Annotated in this window: 12 protein-coding genes; 6 read left to right on the forward strand and 6 right to left on the reverse strand. The window is 58.1% G+C overall.

Annotated features, from left to right (window positions below; genetic code table 11):
- Positions 1 to 88 precede the first annotated feature (88 nt).
- A complete protein-coding gene (gene treC, locus J0G10_RS25160; RefSeq protein ID WP_095125901.1) occupies positions 89 to 1,738 on the reverse strand; it encodes an alpha,alpha-phosphotrehalase in 1,650 nt (549 codons plus the stop codon).
- A gap of 90 nt (positions 1,739 to 1,828) precedes the next feature.
- Positions 1,829 to 3,271 carry a PTS system trehalose-specific EIIBC component gene (gene treP / locus J0G10_RS25165; protein WP_095125902.1) on the reverse strand — a complete coding sequence of 481 codons (1,443 nt, stop codon included), beginning with the start codon at positions 3,269 to 3,271 and terminating at the stop codon, positions 1,829 to 1,831.
- Positions 3,272 to 3,506: 235 nt separating this feature from the next.
- On the opposite strand from treP, the gene treR reads away from it, so the two are divergent.
- From treR to J0G10_RS25185, 4 genes are all read left to right on the forward strand, one after another.
- Positions 3,507 to 4,211 (forward strand): trehalose operon repressor, encoded by a 705-nt coding sequence (gene treR, locus J0G10_RS25170; protein WP_220556951.1) that lies wholly within the window; start codon positions 3,507 to 3,509, stop codon positions 4,209 to 4,211.
- A 101-nt stretch (positions 4,212 to 4,312) separates the two neighbouring features.
- The gene (locus J0G10_RS25175; RefSeq protein WP_220556952.1) at positions 4,313 to 7,399 is read left to right on the forward strand and encodes a membrane-targeted effector domain-containing toxin; all 3,087 of its coding nucleotides are present in this window, start codon (positions 4,313 to 4,315) and stop codon (positions 7,397 to 7,399) included.
- Between the two features lie 249 nt (positions 7,400 to 7,648).
- A complete protein-coding gene (locus tag J0G10_RS25180; RefSeq protein ID WP_220556953.1) occupies positions 7,649 to 9,721 on the forward strand; it encodes a TerD family protein in 2,073 nt (690 codons plus the stop codon).
- A gap of 158 nt (positions 9,722 to 9,879) precedes the next feature.
- Positions 9,880 to 13,020 (forward strand): membrane-targeted effector domain-containing toxin, encoded by a 3,141-nt coding sequence (locus J0G10_RS25185; protein WP_220556954.1) that lies wholly within the window; start codon positions 9,880 to 9,882, stop codon positions 13,018 to 13,020.
- A gap of 76 nt (positions 13,021 to 13,096) precedes the next feature.
- Here the strand turns inward: J0G10_RS25185 and guaA are convergent, their stop codons facing one another.
- The 4 genes from guaA to J0G10_RS25205 form a co-directional block, all read right to left on the reverse strand.
- Positions 13,097 to 14,674, reverse strand: a complete 1,578-nt coding sequence (guaA, locus tag J0G10_RS25190; RefSeq protein WP_122589943.1) for a glutamine-hydrolyzing GMP synthase — start codon at positions 14,672 to 14,674, stop codon at positions 13,097 to 13,099.
- A gap of 99 nt (positions 14,675 to 14,773) precedes the next feature.
- Positions 14,774 to 16,243 carry an IMP dehydrogenase gene (gene guaB / locus J0G10_RS25195; protein WP_034156270.1) on the reverse strand — a complete coding sequence of 490 codons (1,470 nt, stop codon included), beginning with the start codon at positions 16,241 to 16,243 and terminating at the stop codon, positions 14,774 to 14,776.
- A 116-nt stretch (positions 16,244 to 16,359) separates the two neighbouring features.
- On the reverse strand, positions 16,360 to 16,908 hold the full coding sequence (locus tag J0G10_RS25200) for a sugar ABC transporter ATPase (RefSeq protein ID WP_095048343.1): 549 nt from the start codon (positions 16,906 to 16,908) through the stop codon (positions 16,360 to 16,362).
- A gap of 122 nt (positions 16,909 to 17,030) precedes the next feature.
- Complete coding sequence (locus J0G10_RS25205; protein WP_095048344.1) at positions 17,031 to 17,798, reverse strand: sulfite exporter TauE/SafE family protein; 768 nt, start codon at positions 17,796 to 17,798, stop codon at positions 17,031 to 17,033.
- Positions 17,799 to 17,898: 100 nt separating this feature from the next.
- Between J0G10_RS25205 and J0G10_RS25210 the strand changes: the two genes are divergently transcribed.
- Together J0G10_RS25210 and xseA are read left to right on the forward strand one after the other, a co-directional pair.
- Complete coding sequence (locus J0G10_RS25210) at positions 17,899 to 18,843, forward strand: LysR family transcriptional regulator (protein ID WP_220556955.1); 945 nt, start codon at positions 17,899 to 17,901, stop codon at positions 18,841 to 18,843.
- An 85-nt stretch (positions 18,844 to 18,928) separates the two neighbouring features.
- The gene (xseA, locus tag J0G10_RS25215; protein ID WP_016984362.1) at positions 18,929 to 20,308 is read left to right on the forward strand and encodes an exodeoxyribonuclease VII large subunit; all 1,380 of its coding nucleotides are present in this window, start codon (positions 18,929 to 18,931) and stop codon (positions 20,306 to 20,308) included.
- Position 20,309 lies beyond the last annotated feature (1 nt).

A 20,309-nucleotide genomic window follows, 5' to 3' on the forward strand; every position in this document is an offset into this window, starting at 1 on the left:
TTATTGTCTGGTTGCATGAATTCGGCGCGCAGAAATCCCCCGCGCAGTGCTCTGCGTGTTTTTTGAACGTTGTTTTTTTAGTTAAAGGTCAGGGATCGATCAGGTGCAGGACGAAGGACTCGTAAGGTCGCAACGTCACCTGGCGCTTGCGCAACGCGCCCTCTGGATAATTGCTGATCAACTGGCGCTGGCTCATCGATTCACTGATGACCGTCGCCGGTAATTCCACTTCACAGGTTGTCCCGTAGAAGTTGTTCACCACCAACAAACGCTCGGCGTCACCTTCACGCACATACGCCCAGACCTGCGGATGTTCGGGCAGTAATTGTTGGTACAGCCCGTCGGTGATCAACGGTTCACTGCGGCGCAGCGCGATCAGACGGCGGTAGTGATGCAACACCGAGTCCGGGTCGTCGAGCTGGTTTGCGACGTTGATCTGCGCAGCATTGGCCGGCACTCCGATCCACGGTTCGACACGGCTGAAACCGGCGTTTGGCCCGGCGTCCCAGTGCATCGGCGTGCGCCCGTTATCGCGGGACTTCTGCATGATCGCCGCCATGTTGTCGGTATCGCTGCTGCCGGCCTCGCGCTTGAGGCGAAAAATGTTCAGCGTCTCGACATCGCGATAATGCTCGATCGATTCGAACCCCGGATTGGTCATGCCCAACTCTTCGCCCTGATAGACGAACGGCGTGCCCTGCAGAAAGTGCAGTGCGGTGCCGAGCATCTTCGCCGAGCATTCGCGGTACTCGCCGTCGTTGCCGAAGCGCGAGACCACGCGCGGCTGATCGTGGTTGCACCAGAACAGCGCGTTCCAGCCGCCACCCGCCTGCATGCCGGTCTGCCAGTCGGACAGAATTTTCTTTAGCTGAAGGAAATCGAAGTCGGCGCGTACCCACTTCTGCAGGTTTGGATAATCGACTTTCAGGTGATGAAAGTTGAAGGTCATCGACAACTCTTTCGACTGCGGATTCGAATAGCGAATGCAGTGTTCGAGGCTGGTCGATGACATCTCGCCGACATTGATCAGGTCGTGCCCTTCGAAGACTTCGCGGTGCATCTGCTGCAAGTACGCGTGGACATTCGGCCCGTCGGTATAAAAGCGTCGGCCATCGCTGTCGTCTTCGGGGAAGTCCGCAGGCTTGGAGATCAGATTGATCACGTCCAGGCGAAAACCGCCGACGCCCTTGTCTCGCCAGAATTGCATCATCCGGAACACTTCAGCGCGCACCTTGGGATTGTCCCAATTCAGATCGGCCTGGGTGTGGTCGAACAGGTGCAGGTAATACTGACCGGTCTGGGCTTCGTACTCCCAGGCGGAACCGCCGAACTTGGATTCCCAGTTGTTCGGCTGATCACGCCAGATGTAGAAGTCACGGTACGGGTTGTCGAGGCTGCTGCGCGCCTGTTGAAACCAGACGTGTTCGATCGAGGTGTGATTGACCACGATGTCGAGCATCAGCTTGATCCCGCGCTTGCCCGCCTCGGCGATCAGCAATTCGCAGTCGGCCATGCTGCCGTAGCTCGGGTCGATGGCGTAGTAATCGCTGATGTCATAGCCGTTATCGCGTTGCGGCGAACGCAGAAATGGCGTTATCCATAAACAGTCGACGCCCAGCCACTTCAGGTAATCGAGTTTGGCGACGATACCGAGCAGATCACCCGTCGGGTTGCCGGCGTGACTATGAAAACTCTTCGGATAGATCTGGTAGATCACCGAACGCTGCCAGTCTTGCATGGCACAACTCCTTCAATAAGTCCGTGCGGCTCGCGCCCAGATTGAAATGCAATCAACTGTGGGAGCGAGCCTGCTCGCGAAAGCGATTGTTCAGGCAACCCGATAACCGGGCCGGACGATCTTCATGCTCAATGCACAGGTCAAAACAAACGGCACGAGCATGGCAATCAGCATCCCCAGCACAAACATCGGGATGTACTGCGGGATGATCGAGATGAACCCCGGCAGTCCGCCGACGCCGATGGCCGAGGCCTGAACCTTATTCAGCGACAGGAACACGCAGCCCAGTGCCGAACCGGTCAGCGCGGCATAAAACGGAAACTTGTAGCGCAGGTTGACGCCGAACATCGCCGGCTCGGTGATACCGAAGTAGGCAGAGATTGCCGAAGTCGACGCCATGCTCTTGTCCCGTGCATTACGGGTCATCCAGAACACCGCCAGGGCGGCACTGCCCTGAGCAAGGTTGGACATGACGATCATCGGCCAGATGAAGGTACCGCCCTGGGTCGAGATCAATTGCAGGTCGACCGCGAGAAACATGTGGTGCATGCCGGTGATCACCAGCGGCGCATACAGCAGACCGAAAATGGCGCCACCCACCATTGGTGCCAGGTCAAACAGCATGACCAGCCCTTCGGTGATGAAGATGCCGATGTGGCGGGTTACCGGGCCAATCACGGCCAGCGCCAATACGCCGGTAACGACGATGGTGGTGATCGGTACCACGAGTAACTGAATGGCGTTGGGCACGCGCGCGCGCAGCCATTTTTCGATGACGCTCATTACGTAAGCGGCCAGCAGAATCGGCAAGATCTGCCCCTGATAGCCGACCTTTTCCACCTGAAACAATCCGAGAATGTCGAAGTACGGCAACTGCTGCCCGTCCAGCCCGGCCACGGCCTTGCCGTAGTTCCAGGCGTTGAGTAGATCCGGGTGCACCAGCATCAGACCGAGCACGATGCCAAGGATCTCGCTGCCGCCAAAGCGCTTGGCCGCCGACCAGCCCACCAGCGCTGGCAGAAACACGAACGAGGTGTTGGCCATCAGATTGATCAGGCTCCATAGCCCATCGAGTTTCGGGTAGGCATCGAGCAGGGTCTGCCCGTCGATGAACATGCCTTTGGCACCCAGCAGATTGTTGATGCCCATCAGCAGGCCGGCAATGATCAGTGCCGGCAGAATCGGCATGAACACGTCGGAAAACACCCGCACCAGACGCTGCATGGCGTTGATTTTTTCAGTGCTTTTTTGTTTGACGTCAGCGATCGTCGACGCCGCGAGACCGGTCTGACGACGCAGTTCGGCATAGACCTTTTCCACTTCGCCCGGACCGATCACCACCTGATACAGGCCACCGGTAAAGAACGAGCCTTTGACCAGGTCGATCTGGTTGAGCATGGCACTGTCGACCAGGCCCGGATCTTTCAGGGCCAGCCGCAACCGCGTGACGCAATGGGCGGCCTGTTCGAGGTTGTCGCTGCCGCCGAGGCTTTGCAGCAATTGCCTGGTGATGTTCGGATAGTCGTGGCTCATGCTAGTTCTTCCGCTATGGATTGTTGTTATTGGCAGCACGCCGAAGCGAAAAATACTCGTCTGTACGAGTTAATGCAACAACTCGTACAGACGAGTTTGTTTATGTATGTTCCTGCCAGACCGAAGGCGAATTTTCCTACCCTGCCTTAGGGTGATTTCCATCGCCCACATGGACAAAGCCCTACCCTGGCCTTAAGGTTCGAAGCTTTGAGCACAGTCGGCACCGAGCCTACCCATGAGCAAATACAACCAGATCTATAGCGATCTGCTGGCCAGCATCACGACTGAACGCCTGGAGCGCGGCGCCCGCCTGCCTTCCGAAACCGAACTGATGGACAGCTATCAGGCCAGCCGAGGCACGGTGCGCAAAGCCATTGAACTGCTTCAGGAGCGCGGCTTTGCGCAGAAAATCCACGGCAAGGGCACCTTTGTGCTTTCGACCAACCCGATCGAATTTCAGCTCGGCGGCATCGTCAGTTTCCAGGAAACCTATCCGCGCCTGGGCAAAGATGTCAGCACCGAAGTGGTCGAGCTGAGCCAGATCCCGCTCGAAGGCCCCCTGCTCGAACACATCCATGCCGAACCCGGCAGCCTCATCACCCGAATCAAACGTGTGCGGCGGATCGACGGTAAACGCGTGATCCTCGACATCAACCACTTCGTCAGCGAAGTGATTCCCGGCCTGTCCCTCGACATCGCCGAGCAATCGATCTACGCCCATATCGAGCAGACCCTGCAGCTACAGATTGCCTACGCCCAACGCACCATCGAAGCGGTGCCGCGCAGCAAGGATGATCAACTGCACCTGGACCTCGATGGCCAGAGCCATGTGATCGTGGTCAGCAACCAGACCTTCCTCCAGGACGGGCGTCAGTTCGAGTACACCGAATCCCGCCACACCCTCGACAAATTCTACTTTTCCGACGTGGCACGGCGCTGACCCCGACACGTTTCCAACGATCATGTGCGGTACATATGTAGTGCACTCCCCTTGAGCGAATCGGCCATGCTCGGCCTTCATTTCTCAAGGATGGAGAAAGCATGTACGCCACCCAACAAAGCCTTCTGCCTAACGCGGCAGACAAGGCGGTTCTGAAGCGAATCGCCTATACCGTCGTGCACAATTGCCCCGGACTGCAGGACGCTGCCCATGAAGCCGCCCGTGATCTGCTGGAAGCAAAAGACCTGTCGAGCCTCGACCCGGATGAGGTTTATTTCCATCGCTTCAAGACGGCCCAGAGCAGCACTCGCTCATTTACCGGCTGGGAGCACATCCGCGAGAAACCCTACGAATCGATGACCCTGACACAGCTGGTCATTCATCGTTTTCGTGCCACCGACCAGGACAACGCCGACCTGCTCGATCTGTACGGTGGCTTCTACAGCGAAGGTCCGCAGGGCGAAAATTTCGACGAAAAAAACCAGGTGTGCCTGCACGGCAACGAGGTCTTGAAGGCGTTCTGGAGCCTCGATTTCAGTGGGTACTACAGCGCCACGCTGACGGACTTCTGGAACAGCCACGGCGAGGATTTCCGCACCTTGGCCAAGTGCAATTTCCTTAGCCGTGCAGTGCAGGCGTTGGACCTTGGGCAACTCACCCGCAGTGACTTTCAATGGCTGGTGGACTCAGTGGTGGGACCGGTTAGCTGGCCGGTCACCCTGAGCATGTTGCAATCAAGCCACACGACAACGGGAGATGTGTTCGCCTTCGACATAGACGGGCATATCTCCACGCAATTGCTACGCTTCGTCGATTCTGCCGGTCGGCAGATTATCTATCTGCCGAGTGCGACCGCAGCGTTCGTGGTCAAGGAAACGCCGGCAGACCTGCATTGGTGGGTTCTGGATCAACTGAACGACGCCAAACGCCGCGCGACCTTCCTGGAGCATTTTGCCCTCGCCGATCGTCAGCACATGAGCGAGAACATGCCCGATCTGATGAATCGGTTGGTGGCCACCTGGGGCCGGGCCGACCATCACCTGATCAACCGCACAAACCAGGAACTGAGCGATGATGCATTCAGTTGGCTGCGCGACTCGACACGTCAGGCGATGTTTGCTGAAGCCCACCTGTCTCTGACATCCAATGGCGATCTGCGCAAGAAACTGTGGATCGGCTATCTGAGTGCGGGCCTCAAGGTATTTGGTCCGATGGCCACTGTCGGTTGGCCACTGGCGCTACCGGTGATTGGCGCCACCCTTGCGAGCATGGGTCTGAATATCGATCAGGCGCAAAACGGCAAGACAAGGGCCGAACGCAAGGCCGGCGTGCTGGGTGCGGTTTTGAGTGGTATCAATCTGTTATTCAACCTTCCATTGTTGATCGGCACCGGGCCGATGCTGGAGGTTGGCGCCGAGGTCGAGGCTGCAGAAGCCGCCGAGATGGCTGAGTACAGCGAAACCTGGAATGCCTCTGCCAAAGCCGATTACCAAGAGCCGATCATGGTGCCGGACGATGCCGACATCCCCGGGCCAGATATTGATGAAACGATGCTGGTTCCGGCGCAGAAAGCCCTACCGCCTCCGGTGCCCGAACGTTACCAATGCAACGAGCTGCTTGATGGCACAGCACTCGGCGAAGAGTCCGGGAAGTTCCACGGTGTCTACCGCCTCGACTCGGATCCGCCCTATGCCATTCTGATGAATGACACGCCGTACTATGTGCGCTACTTCGCCAACGCTCACGGCAACGGCGACTGGGCGATCGTCGACCCTGAGCGCCCAAACCAGCTTGTCCACGCGCTGCCTGTCCGTCTCAATGGCGAAGGAGAATGGGAGCGCATGCCAGCCTTGGGTCTCAAGGGTGGCGGCCAGTGCATGGGCAAACAATGCACTCCGGATCTCGAACTCGACACCTTCGAACCTGCCTCGCCCGAAACGCCCGTGCAACCGGCAGAAGAACCGCAACCCTCGACATCGAGGCCCCCACGCCCGGTGACCAGTGCCTTTGACATCGAACCGTCGGTACGCCGTTCGATAAAAGCCTGGGCGTTAAACCTCAACGAAACCCATGCCCGGTTGCAGCCCGACGGTGCCGGCGGTTTCGCCATGGACGATCCGTTCGAGTTGTATGCCGCCGGCAAACGCCAACTTCTGCAAAGTTCAGCCCGAGGTTTTTTCAAGAACCTGCCGTGGGTCATCCAGCCCCCGCGCCCGGTGATACCCGAGATCAACCGGCTGATGCCACTGACCGATCTTGTCGATGGCGTTTTTGAAAGTGCCTCCGGACTGGTGGTCGGAGAAACCCTTGATCGCATTGCCAGCATGGGTTTTCTGATCGAAAACATGCCGGCGCTGGCCCGACACGTGAAAACCCTCTACCTGCGCGGCCTGCTCAGTGACTTCGCTCAAGTGGAACTGAACCGCTACTTCACCAGCGGCAATATGACTGCGGATTTACACACTTACTTGAACAGTCTGGGCACCGATCCCGCCGGTCGATTCAACCCACTGGAACTGGTCCAGGTCGCGCGAGCGAACGGGGTTCGGATTCAGGCGATCGATTGCGCCGCCAGCTACAAAATGAAAACACCGCTGCCGTCCGTCGACGAGCAAATGATGAACACCTTCCTGACCAACGACATCATGACCGGTGACGTCTACCTCAACAGCCCGGGAAAATGGATCGTAGTAACCGATGCTCACAGCACCAATACCTTCAGAGGACTGCTGGGCATCAGTGAACTGAAGGGGGGAATAGGCTTGCGAATCGATGAAGTCGGCGCCGGTGAAGAGCTGGGCGTGGATGTCGATCCGGGTATTGAAGTACCACGCGGCAGCTCGCCCGGCGGCACTGTCAGACAAGGAAATCCAGACTTTCTGCGCGCCGATCTGCGCTTGAAAATGCCCGCACCCGAGGTGACCTGGACCGAAGAAACGCTGGAGAATCTGTTGTACAGGCGCGGCATGTATCTGTTCGAAAAAACAGGTGAGCGCTACACGCTGATCCACCGCAGCAAACAAGGCATGCTGCAACGCACACCGATCACTCGATCGAGTGACGGCAAGGTCTCCCTCCACCGACCTGCGTGGCAGCGGGTGAATGACATCGCATTCGCCAACCTGAAGGACATGTCTCAACGGTTGTCCGATACCGGGCTGATATTGCGTAGCCGGATCCCTGATTGAGGCTGATCGTTAGTAACCAATCTTCTGCCGAAGCAGCTTGTTACCGTTGAGACAGGCAACCACCTGACAAACAGAGACAACCTTACGTAGAATGCCGCCGTGGCTATGGAACACCTTCCTTCTAAACCTCCTATGACCTAGGGGTTTCGCTCTCCACACTGCGCCTGCTTTCTTGCAGGCGTTTTTATATCTGCTGTAGACACGATGCTGCAGCTCGTCCATGACGGCGATCAAAGGAGAAACTCAAGTATGAATCAGGAGCTGTTCCTGCGTCGCCGCAGCAAAGTTCACGTCCCGATGGGCTCTGGCGGTGCTACGCGCGCCCAGGTCGCGTCGGCTGTCCAGGAAATCGCGGCGTTCCGATGCGTACTGTCAGAGTCTCTGATTGAGCAAATCGGCACGTTGTCAGCTACAGAACTGAAGTACTGGCTACGCGAAATTATCAGAGTGCTTCGACGGCAGACTGGTGCTCACGTGCATCACCGGCCGTTTTATCCTGACTTCCCAGAGCAGGTTCTGACGGCCTCCCAGGCGGAGTTGTACCTTAACGCCGTCATCCACTACCTCACGCTCTGGCGCTTACCAGCAACAGAACACGCTCGACCTCCGATGCTTGAAGGCAACTTCATATCCCGCGTTATCGAACCGGGAAGCGTCTCTGAATTCGAGTCACTGCTTGAGCCGCTGGTTTCATCGCGCACTTCGCTCTCTGAAGAAGAAACGGCCGATGTAGTCTGGTTTATTCGAGAGTACAAAAGCGATGTGTTCCGCTTGCTGCCTGAGACCATTCCGTTCCGGGAGATCCGTGCACAGGTTGGCGGCGCACTGATCCGGTATGTCGCCACCGATGCAAGGGTGGACGCCTTCCTGCAACGAAACGTCGAGACCGCAACTGACGTGCTACGACTGGCTGTCGCGTTGAGTGGCGCAGATGTGTCGCTGACGACAGCTACGACACGCTTCAAAGCAATGAAGCGCTCGATGCGCCGTCTATTTTTGCGCCTGCTCGATAACATACCCAACGCTGCAGAAGACGTGATGCGCCATGCTGAGCGCTGGAAGCGCCTGGCTGAGGTATTACATCCCGGCGATTATGGCGATAAGTATCCTCGAGCTTTAGCCGTTATCACGGCAGCGCGCCGTAACGATCCGCCCGTCACATTTAACTCACGTGTCGAAACATTGCTGGCCCAACGTGACATCACCGCGCTTACGCCCCTTTTACAAAGCCGTCCAGGTGAGTTCGCACGAAGACTAGACGTGACCCTGCGCCGCGCGACGGAAGCAGACCCGGTACTCGACGCGTTTGAGACGGTTGCAGCACGAGTGTCCTCGCCTGTCCTGTTGCAGGTGCTGGCCCAGGTTCGCGCCTCGCGCCCCTTGCCCCTGCGGGCGTTCACACCGAAAGGTTCATTCGCCAAAGTCTATGCCATCAGGGATCACCGAGAGCCTCTCTCACCTGAACTGTTGGCGCGCGCGGCTCGCATCTGCGAAGACGCTCTGGTAAATCGTTTTGCGCTGCTACCGCCATTAGGCCGCTGTTACGTCGATCCAGCATTACGCGAATACAAGGTGCCGCTGGCTCAGCGTGCCTCATCGAAGTCCCTGCGCACCCTCGTTCGGGGCAGTCGGCTGCCAATGCCCGACACACGTTTTATTCGACTGTTTCTGTGGTGGAAGAACGGTCGTGCTCGTACGGACATCGACTTGTCCGCCGCATTTTTCGACGCCAATTTCGTGTTCAAAGATACGGTCGCGTACTACAACCTGAAGGGTTACGGCGGCTACCACAGCGGCGACATCGTCGATGCGCCCGACGGGGCTTCGGAGTTCATCGACCTCGACCTTGATATTCTGGTTGAGAAAGGTATCCGCTATGTCGTCACGTCCATTAACTCTTTTACTCAGCAGCCGTATTGCGATCTTCCGGAATGCTTCGCCGGATGGATGGCCCGCACCGACACGGCGTCGGGTGAAGTGTTCGAGCCACGCTCCGTGGTCGACCGCATCGATATCGCCTCCGACACAGTAATTTGTCTGCCATTCGTGATGGACTTACAGGAACGACGCGTGGTCTGGGCCGATCTGGGGCTTACTTCATCTCCCCGGTGGAACAACGTCGACAAAAATCTTAGCGGGGTATCGTTGATGCTACGGGCCTTGGTGCATACACCACGGCCGGATCTGGAAACGCTGTTCGACTTACATGCTCGAGCGCGGGGAGAACGAGTGGATTCGCCGCAGCAGGCTGAGCAAGTGTTTGCGCTAGATAAAGGGCTGACGCCGTTCGATACGGATCTGATTCGATCCCAATATCTTTGATACCGATGACAGGTGCCTGGAGAACGCCATACAAGCCATCCTCCCCCATCACACCCACTCGATTATCAATAGGGGAGCAATATGCGGTAGCCGGGTAGTGCACTGCCCTTAAGCGAATCGGTCATGCTCAGTCTTTGTTTCTCAAGGATGAAGAACGCATGACCTCCCCCGAACGACGTCTCCTGCCAAACGCTGAGGACAAAACTGCCCTCAAAGCCATTGCTGCGACGATCGTGCAGACCTGCCCGAGCCTGCTCGACGCTGCCCATCAAGTGGCCAACGAAATACTGGCGGACAACGGACTGTCCGGCCTCGATTCCGACCGTGTTTACTTCCACCGTTTCAAAACGGCGCAGAGCAGCACGCTGACCTTCACGGGTTGGGTACATTTGCTGGAAAAGCCTTACGAAACGCTCACCCTCACACAGTTGGTGATCCATCGCTTTCGCGCGACTGATCAAGACAACGCAGATCTGCTTGGTCTTTACTGCGGGTTCTACTCGGATGGCCCGGAGGCAGAAAACTTCAATCAGAGCAATGAAGTCCGGTTGCTGGGCAGTGATGTGCTGAAGGCGTTCTGGGACGTCGACTTCAGCGCGCGCTACATAGGCCAACTGACGACTTTCTGGCAAACCTCGTCGGATAACTTCCGAGCCCTGGCAAAGTGCAACTTTCTCAGCCTGGCGGTGCAGGCGCTGCAACAGGGTGACCTTGACGGAACTGACTTTCAGCGCGTCGTCGACTCGGTAATCGGGCCCGTCACCTGGCCCGTTACCTTGCCAATGCTGCAAGCGTTACACCCGGTCGGTGCTGAAGTGCGGGCGCTGGATCTCGATGGCCACGTAGCCTCCAATGCACTGCGTCTGGTGGAAGACAGTGGCCGCCAGACCCTTTACTTGCCAGGCGAAGCCCAGACATTCCTCTTGATGGAGAATGAAGCGGATCTGCATTGGTGGATGCTGGAGCAGATGAATTCAGAGGACAAGCGCACGGCTTTTCTCAAGCATTTCCCGCTGGCTGACCGCAATCACTTGACCGAAAACCTCACCGATCTGATGAACCGCCTAGTGAGCACTTGGGGTCACAGCGATCATCAAATGATCAATCGCAGCAACGTCGCGATCAGCGGTGACGCATTCACTTGGTTGAGCGAGTCGACACGTACGGCCATGGTTGCCGAGGCGCACCTTGTACTCACTTCCAACAGTCAATTGCGCAAAAAACTCTGGATCGGTTATTTGAGTGCCGGTCTGAAAGTATTCGGTCCGATGGCAGCGGTGGGCTGGCCTTTGGCGTTGCCTTTGATTGGCGCCAGCATCGCGAACATGGGATTGAACATCGATCAGGCCATCAACGGCACCACGCCAACCGAACGCAAGGCCGGAGTTACCGGCGCAGTGCTGAATGCGATCGACATTGTGTTCAACATTCCGTTTCTGATCAGCACGGGCGCGCAACTTGAAGTGGGCCCGCAGGTGGAGTTTGCCGAAGCGCAAGAAATGCTCGGGTTGGTCGAGTTCACTGCGCCTGACGCACCCTTCTTGCCGCCTGTGGATCAACCGCCAGTCGCGACGATTGATCCACAGGCGACCGTTGAGCTGGCAAACGAAATCGCCACCGAGACCACCATCGCATCCACCCAGCAGTTGGCCACGGCGGCTGCGCGCCAAGGTTGGTCTGTTCCAAAGATTCCTGCCAAATATCGATGCAACGAGCTACTTGCCCAGCGTTCTGCAGAGGCAGCTCCAGGCAAGTATGAGGGCATTTACCGCCTGGACAAGGAACCGGGCTATGCCATCGAAATAGAGGGTGCGGCTTACTACGTGCGCTACTTTGCCGAATCCGAAGACACTGGCCACTGGGCCATCGTCAATCCCGAGCGACCCAATCAGTTCGCTTACTCGTTGCCAGTACGCTTGAGTAGTAGCGGCAAGTGGGAACGCATACCCGCGTTGCGCCTCAGGGGAGGCGGCCAATGCGTGGGCAAGGCCTGTTTACTGGGCATTGACCTGCCCTCGTCCTCATCCTCGGCCCCAGCCTCATCAACCCCGTCAGCGGAGCTTCCCCTCGTTGAACCGGTTTCACCAGTTGCGCGACCACTGCGTCTGGTTACGCCCCTGAACGACATCGTAGGAATGGACATTGCGAAAATGAAAAGATGGGCAATGAACCTGCCCGAGACTTTCGCCGAGCTCTCCAGCGCAAACCGTGGTAACCCATCAACTGCCGATACGTACGCGGCCTATTTTCGCGAAAAACGCTCGTTCCTGCTAAACGAGGCCAAAGAGTATTACTCAGAGCTGAACTGGACCAACCTGCCCGCACGGCCAGTCATCCCGCCAATCGATGCCGAGATGCAGACGGCTGAGTTGATTGATCGCATCTTTGCCAATACCGATGGACTGGTCGTCGGCGAAACCCTTGATCGCATCGCCAGCATGCGTTTCATGATCGAAAACATGCCGGCGTTCGCACGGCATATCGACACACTTTATGTACGTGGTTTGCTGAGCGATTTTGCCCAGGCAGACCTCAACGACTTTTACCTGTCGGGAGAGATGTCAGAGGACCTTAGCGGCTACTTGTCCAGCCTGAGTACCGACCCTGATGACCGATTCAACATGCTTGAACTGATCAAGGCTGCCCAGGCCAATGGCATCCGCAGCCATGGTCTTGAAGTCGCACACAGTTACAAACTGAAAATACCGCTGACTTCGATCGAAGAGCAGATGATCCACGCCCGGCTCGCCTCTCAAATCATGTGGGGTGACGAGCTCCTTAACAGAACCGGAAAATGGGCTGCCCTAGTCGAGGCAACGAACACCAACGCTTTCAGAAATCTGCCAGGCATAAGCGAACTCAGGGGCGGCATCGGTTTACGCATTGAAGAAGCGGTGCCCAGCGAAGTGCCCGGCGTCAGTATCGACCCGGGACTGAAAGTCACTCGGGGCCCGTTTGATAACGGGGCAACGACGCGCAACTCATCCGATATTCTATTCGCCGATCTGCGCTTGCAGATCGAAACACCTATGCCGCAATGGACTGAGGCAGCAGAGAACACACTCCTCAATCGCAACGGCATGTTCATGCTCAAAAAAATGCAAAATACCTACATGCTCGTGCGTCGCGACAGCTCCAGCAATATCGTTCGAACAATAGTAAATTGCAGGAATGGTCAGTTTTACATCTGGGCACAGTCGATGCCCCGGATCAGCGGCATCATGTTCCGTAACCTCGGCGCTTTATCCCAGCGCCTGATAGAGATCGGCCTGACCCTGCAAAGTCGCTTACCCAACTAACCCGTTTTCAAGACATGAAACGAAAAAACCCTTGGCTTCAGGCCAAGGGTTTTTCGTTAATCAACGAGTAGTGAGATCATTCCCACTCAATCGTCGCCGGCGGCTTGCTCGATACGTCGTAAGTGACGCGAGAGATGCCTTCGATTTCATTGATGATGCGGCCGGATACGGTTTCCAGCAGTTCGTAAGGCAGGTGAGCCCAACGCGCGGTCATGAAGTCGATGGTTTCTACAGCACGCAGGGCCACAACCCAGGCGTAACGACGGCCGTCGCCAACAACGCCAACCGATTTCACTGGCTGGAACACGACGAAGGCCTGGCTGACCTTGTGGTACCAGTCGGCTTTGCGCAGTTCTTCGATGAAGATGTGGTCAGCGCGACGCAGCAGGTCGGCATATTCCTTCTTCACTTCACCGAGGATGCGCACGCCCAGGCCCGGGCCCGGGAACGGGTGACGGTAGACCATGTCGTACGGCAGGCCCAGCTCCAGACCCAGACGACGAACTTCGTCCTTGAACAGTTCGCGCAGTGGCTCGACCAGTTTCAGGTTCATCTCTTCCGGCAGGCCGCCCACGTTGTGGTGCGACTTGATCACGTGGGCCTTGCCGCTTTTCGCGCCAGCCGATTCGATCACGTCCGGGTAGATGGTGCCCTGAGCGAGGTACTTGATGTTTTCCAGTTTGTTCGACTGGGCATCGAATACGTCGATGAAGGTGCGACCGATGATCTTGCGCTTCTTTTCCGGATCGGCTTCGCCGGCCAGGTTGTCGAGGAACTGATCTTCAGCGTTGGCGCGGATCACTTTGACGCCCATGTTCTCGGCGAACATGGCCATCACTTGCTCGCCTTCGTGCAGACGCAGCAGGCCGTTGTCGACGAAGACGCAGGTCAGTTGGTCGCCGATGGCCTTGTGCAGCAGCGCGGCAACTACCGAGGAGTCAACGCCGCCGGACAGACCCAGCAGCACGTTGTCGGTACCGACTTGTGCGCGGATGTTGGCAATGGCGTCTTCAGCGATCTTCGACGGGGTCCACAGGGCTTCACAGCCGCAGATGTCGAGGACGAAGCGCGACAGGATGCGACCGCCCTGCTTGGTGTGGGTTACTTCCGGGTGGAACTGCACGCCGTAGTAGCCACGGTCGTCGTTGAACATGCCGGCGATCGGGCAGCTCGGGGTGCTGGCCAGAATGTGGAAGTCTTCCGGCATTTTGGTGACCTTGTCACCGTGGCTCATCCATACGTCGAGGCCGAACAGGCCGTCAGCGTCGATGTGGTCTTCGATGCCGTCGAGCAGACGGCTCTTGCCGACCACGTCAACGCGGGCGTAACCGAACTCACGCAGTTCGGAACCTTCAACCTTGCCACCCAGTTGCTCGGCCATGGTCTGCATGCCGTAGCAGATACCGAAGACCGGTACGCCCAGATCGAACACTGCCTGTGGGCAGCGCGGGCTGTCGGCGACGTGCACGGACTCGGGGCCGCCGGCGAGGATGACGCCTTTAGGAGCGAATTCGCGGATCGCATCTTCGTCCATGTCGAACGGGTGCAGTTCGCAGTACACACCGATTTCGCGCACGCGGCGGGCGATCAGTTGGGTGTATTGCGAGCCGAAGTCGAGGATCAGGATGCGGTGAGCGTGAATATCGAGGGCCATGATTCAGTCTCGTCTAAGTCGTTCAGAAACAGTCGTGATTCAGAAACAACTCGGGGCTGAATCAAACAGCCCCGGTTGCTTTGCTTGTTGCTTGAAGGCTCAACCTACGCGGTAGTTTGGCGCTTCTTTGGTGATCTGCACGTCGTGAACGTGGGATTCGGCCATGCCAGCGCCGGTGATCCGCACGAACTCAGGCTTGGTGCGCATTTCTTCGATGTTGGCGCTACCGGTGTAGCCCATCGAGGAACGCAGACCGCCCATCAACTGGTGAATGATCGCGCTCAGGGTGCCTTTGTAAGGCACACGGCCTTCGATGCCTTCCGGAACGAGTTTCTCGGCACCTGCCGAGGAGTCCTGGAAGTAACGGTCGGAGGAACCTTGAGCCTGGGACATGGCGCCCAGCGAACCCATGCCGCGATACGCCTTGTACGAACGGCCCTGGAACAGTTCGATTTCGCCCGGCGCTTCTTCAGTACCGGCGAACATCGAGCCCATCATCACGCAGGAAGCACCGGCTACGATGGCCTTGGACAGGTCACCGGAGAAACGGATACCGCCGTCGGCGATCAACGGTACGCCAGTGCCTTCAAGGGCAGCGGCGACGTTGGCGATGGCACTGATTTGCGGGACGCCGACACCGGCGACGATACGGGTGGTGCAGATCGAGCCAGGGCCGATACCGACCTTGACCGCATCAGCGCCAGCTTCGGCCAGAGCCTTGGCTGCGGCGCCGGTGGCGATGTTGCCGCCGATCACCTGCACTTCAGGGAAATTCTCTTTAACCCAGCGAACGCGGTCGATCACGCCTTTGGAGTGACCGTGCGCGGTGTCGACTACCACGACGTCCACGCCAGCGTTGACCAGAGCCGCTACACGGTCACCGGTGTCTTTACCCGTACCGACCGCAGCGCCAACGCGCAGACGACCTTGATCGTCCTTGCTGGCCAGCGGGTAGGCTTTGGCTTTTTCGATGTCTTTGACGGTCATCATGCCTTTGAGGGCAAACTTGTCATCGACGATCAGAACTTTTTCCAGACGGTGCTTGTGCAGCAGCTCGCGGACTTCGTTCTTGTCGGCGCCTTCACGCACGGTGACCAGACGCTCTTTAGGCGTCATCACTTCACGTACGGTGGCTTCCAGACGGGTTTCGAAACGCACGTCACGGGAAGTGACGATGCCGACCAGGTCGCCATCGTGCAGGACCGGAACGCCGGAAATGTTGTGCATGCGGGTCAATTCGAACAGGTCACGTACCGTGGCATCAGCCTCGATGGTGATCGGATCCTTGACGACGCCGGCTTCGAACTTCTTGACCTTACGCACTTCGGCAGCTTGCTGCTCGATGGTCATGTTCTTGTGGATAATGCCGATGCCACCTTCCTGAGCCATGGCGATTGCCAAACGGGCTTCAGTGACGGTGTCCATTGCAGCAGAAACCAGAGGAATGTTCAGCTCGATGCCACGGGTAAGGCGGGTCTTGAGACTGACTTCGTTAGGAAGCACCTCGGAATAACCAGGCACTAAGAGAATGTCGTCGAATGTCAGAGCTTCTTGGCTGATACGCAGCATCGCGGGGGCTCCCGAGCGGGAAAATGGAAGCGCGCCATTATAGTCATCCACCCCCTGCTGTTCAATGTAAAACTCAGCTTAATATCAATGTTGCTGATATACGGAGACCCCCGCCGCTACAGCTCCACCTTGACCCAAGAGACAGGTTGATCGAGCCAATCGGCGAACTCATCGATAAAGCTCTGCTTGAAGCCCGCCTCCAGCCAGTTATTGAAGATGAAGCCGAGGTTGGAAAACCCGCACTCCTGCAGGTACAGGAAGCCGTTGATGTCGTCTTCGTGACCGCATTCCGGGCAGGTGAAGTTGTCGGTGCGCCCCGGCATCCAGTCTTCGAGGCTTTCAAACAGCGCTTCGCCGATCTCGCGACGACACTCGGCACAACCAGCCTCTTCGAGAAAGCCCTTGGCCGGCGTGTAGATGCAGCGTTTGGTGACGATCTCCAGCCCGTTGATCGGCTCACCAAATGGCAGCGCTTGCGGGTGCAGGACCACGGCGCGGGCGCCATCGGCAATCGCGTAAGCCATGCGGTTGCCGGTGCGGCCACAGGTTGTCAGCTCTTCTTTGATGATGTTCTTGCGCACCAGCCAGCGCACGATCGCCCGGGCCCGGGGTTCGTGGACCGGCAGGGTGGAGATTTTCGGGACGATGATGCTTTGCGAATTCATGGGAAATCCTGCGGTGTGACTTCTGACGCCTTCGCGAGCAGGCTCGCTCCCACAATGGCATGCAGTTCCCTGCTCGCGAAGAGGCCCTAAAGGCCGGCAGCTTAATCCCTGACAAAATCCGGTCAAGTGCTGAGGTAGCGTCCGATCAACGCCAGCCCGCTCGCCAGCACCAGCCATGTCACCAGCCGCACAAACGCCTCGCGCGACAACTTCATGGTCAAGCGCCGCCCGATCCACAACCCCAGCACCATGGCCGGCAACAAACACAAGGCCAGCATCAATAAGGGTAGCTCGGCATACACACCGGCGATGGCAAACAGGCTCAAACGCACCACCGTGCTGCAACTGATCAGCGCACTTTGCGTCGCCCGCGCAGCGTCTTTCGGCAGTCGACTGTTGAGATAAATCGCGTATAGAAAGCCACCACTGCCAAACAGCGCGCCGAACAACCCGCCCACCGTGCCCATCGGCACTGCCCAGGCCGCCGACAATTGCGCCGGCCGGGCTTTGACCCACAGGCTGTAAACCGCATAAGCGCTGATAAACAGGCCCATCAACAACAGCAACAGATCGGATTTCAGATTAAGCAGGAAAATCACTCCCAGCGTGCAGCCCAGCGCCATGCACGGCAGTAGCCGCAACAACTCCGGCTTAGCCACATCCCGCCGCGACGGCAGCAGGTTGCCGAACGCTGCAACGAAATCCAGTAGCACCAGCAGCGGCACAATCTTCGACAACGGCATGAACAGAAGCAGAATCGGCCCCGCCACCAGTGCGGTGCCAAATCCGGCAATGCCGAACACGATGTAAGCCGATGCGATGCCCAACCCAATCACAGCCCAGCCGCCAGCGCCCCACGCCCATTCACTCAACAACCCCGCCACACTCATCGATCCGCTTCCTTAATAAGCCTGAGATGACTTTAGCCAGCGCCGAGGGTTGCGACTAATATCTTCAAAGTCGATCACCCATCTCAAAAAGGCATAACTGGTGCTTTCAACCCGTCAATTGCGTTACTTCGTCGAAATTGCCGAATGTGGCAGTTTCAGTGCTGCGGCTGAACGTTTGTTCGTTGCGCAATCGGCGCTGAGCCGGCAAATCAAGGACATGGAAACGCGCCTGCAAACCCCGCTTTTCGAGCGCACCGCGCGCCAGCCTCGCCTCACTGCGGCTGGGGAAGCTTTTTTGCCGCGAGCAAAAAATTTGCTCAATGAGCTGAGCAAGGCTAGCGCCATGGCCACCGAAGTCGGCAATGGCCAGCTCGGCACCTTGCGCCTCAGTCACTCCAGCACTGTGTCTATCAGTGGCCGGGTGCTCAGTGATCTCGGCGCTTATCTGCAGCAACAGCCTGGCGTGTCACTGGATATCGGCAAACTCTCTTCGGAAGCGCAACTGGAAGAACTCGTCGAAGGACGCCTCGATGTCGGCCTGCTGCGCCTGCCAGTGTTGCGCCAGCGCGAAGGTATTCAGATTGTGCCGCTGTTTACTGAACGGTTGCTGTTGGCAGTGCCGATGAATCATCGATTGGCCGAGGCTGAGCGTGTCGATCTGGCCCAACTGAAGGACGAAGCGTTCATCTCGATCCCGCATCCACAGCGTGGCGGCCTGAGCTATCTGTGTGCTGACCTGTGCATGCGTCAGGGCTTCTTTCCGCAAGCGGCGCGGGTCATGTCGCGCAAGACCACCCAGCTCCAGCTGATTCAGGCCGGGTTCGGCATCGCCCTGCTGCCGGAATCGATGCAGGACATCGCCCCAAGCGGCGTACGATTTCTGCCGCTGACCGATCCCGATTGCCAAAGCACCGTCGCCCTCGCCTACCCACAGAATCCGACCCCGCTGATCCAACACTTCCTCCAGACCTTCACCAATCCCCCTTGTGGGAGCGAGCCTGCTCGCGAAAGCGGACTGTCAGCCACTGAAGATGTCGAAGGATAAGAAGCTTTCGCGAGCAGGCTCGCTCCCACAGGGTTTTGTGCGGTGTCATGGTGATTCGACGGCAAATGCCTTTAAACTGCGCCCCATGATTAAAGATCCCTTTGCAAGACTTGGCCTGGACCGTGAGGTCCTGACCGTCAGCCAGCTCAACGGCCGCGCGCGGGTGTTGCTCGAAGACGTGTTCAGCAACATCTGGGTCGAAGGCGAAATCTCCAACCTCGCGCGCCCGGCGTCCGGCCACATCTATTTCACCCTCAAGGACAGCGGCGCGCAGGTGCGTTGCGCGCTGTTCCGGCAGAACGCTGCGCGAGTGCGTCAGGCGTTGAAGGACGGCCTGGCGGTGAAGGTGCGTGGCAAGGTTTCGCTGTTCGAAGGCCGTGGCGACTATCAGTTGATTCTCGACACTGTCGAACCTGCCGGTGACGGTGCACTGCGTCTGGCCTTCGATGCGCTGAAGGAAAAGCTCAGCGCCGAAGGTCTGTTCAGTGCCGAACGCAAAGTGCCGTTGCCCGCGCATCCGCAGCGCATCGGCATCATCAGCTCGCCAACCGGCGCGGTGATTCGCGACATCATCAGCGTATTCCGCCGCCGTGCGCCGCAGGTGCAACTGACGCTGATTCCGACTGCCGTACAAGGCCGGGAAGCCACCGCGCAAATCGTCCGCGCTCTGAAAATGGCCGATGCCCGTGGTTTCGACGCACTGATCCTCGCCCGTGGCGGCGGCTCGCTGGAAGACCTCTGGTGCTTTAACGAAGAAGCTGTAGCCCGTGCCGTTGATGCCTGCGTGACGCCGATTGTCAGCGCCGTCGGCCATGAAACCGATGTGTCGATCAGCGACTTTGTTGCCGACGTGCGCGCACCGACGCCGTCTGCGGCTGCCGAATTACTCGCGCCCGATTCCAGTCATCTGATCCGTCAGGTCGAAAGCCTGCATCGGCGCTTGGTGATGCGCATGCGCGACCGTTTGATGCGTGATCGTCTGCGCTTGGAAGGCATGGCCCGTCGCTTGCGCCATCCCGGCGAACGTCTGCGCCAACAGGCTCAGCGCCTGGATGATCTGGACATGCGCATGCGTCGGGCGTTCGAGCGCCATCTCAATACCCGTCGCGAGCGCCTGATCCGCCTGGAAACACGCCTCGCCGGCCAGCATCCGGGGCGGCAATTGGCGATGTTGCGCCAGCGACTCGACAGCCTCGCCGAACGCTTGCCTCGCGCCATGCGCGAAGGTCTAAAAAACCGGCGCCTGCAATTGCACAGTCAGATGCAGACGCTGCACGTGGTCAGCCCATTGGCGACGCTCGGTCGCGGTTACAGCATTTTGCTCGATGAGCGTGGCCATGCGATTCGCAACGCTGCACAGACCCACACCGGCCAGCGCCTCAAAGCCAAACTCGGCGAAGGCGAACTGCAAGTGCGCGTCGAGGACAATCACCTGACGCCTGTCACTCTCTCCTTACTGGACTGAT

It is taken from the genome of Pseudomonas germanica (genome assembly GCF_019614655.1).
GTDB lineage: Bacteria > Pseudomonadota > Gammaproteobacteria > Pseudomonadales > Pseudomonadaceae > Aquipseudomonas > Aquipseudomonas neuropathica.

Coding starts and splice junctions, on each gene's coding strand:
- treC (WP_095125901.1), bottom strand. CDS start 1,738: ATGCAAGACTGGCAGCGTTCGGTGATCTACCAGATCTATCCGAAGAGT.
- treP (WP_095125902.1), bottom strand. CDS start 3,271: ATGAGCCACGACTATCCGAACATCACCAGGCAATTGCTGCAAAGCCTC.
- treR (WP_220556951.1), top strand. CDS start 3,507: ATGAGCAAATACAACCAGATCTATAGCGATCTGCTGGCCAGCATCACG.
- J0G10_RS25175 (WP_220556952.1), top strand. CDS start 4,313: ATGTACGCCACCCAACAAAGCCTTCTGCCTAACGCGGCAGACAAGGCG.
- J0G10_RS25180 (WP_220556953.1), top strand. CDS start 7,649: ATGAATCAGGAGCTGTTCCTGCGTCGCCGCAGCAAAGTTCACGTCCCG.
- J0G10_RS25185 (WP_220556954.1), top strand. CDS start 9,880: ATGACCTCCCCCGAACGACGTCTCCTGCCAAACGCTGAGGACAAAACT.
- guaA (WP_122589943.1), bottom strand. CDS start 14,674: ATGGCCCTCGATATTCACGCTCACCGCATCCTGATCCTCGACTTCGGC.
- guaB (WP_034156270.1), bottom strand. CDS start 16,243: ATGCTGCGTATCAGCCAAGAAGCTCTGACATTCGACGACATTCTCTTA.
- J0G10_RS25200 (WP_095048343.1), bottom strand. CDS start 16,908: ATGAATTCGCAAAGCATCATCGTCCCGAAAATCTCCACCCTGCCGGTC.
- J0G10_RS25205 (WP_095048344.1), bottom strand. CDS start 17,798: ATGAGTGTGGCGGGGTTGTTGAGTGAATGGGCGTGGGGCGCTGGCGGC.
- xseA (WP_016984362.1), top strand. CDS start 18,929: ATGATTAAAGATCCCTTTGCAAGACTTGGCCTGGACCGTGAGGTCCTG.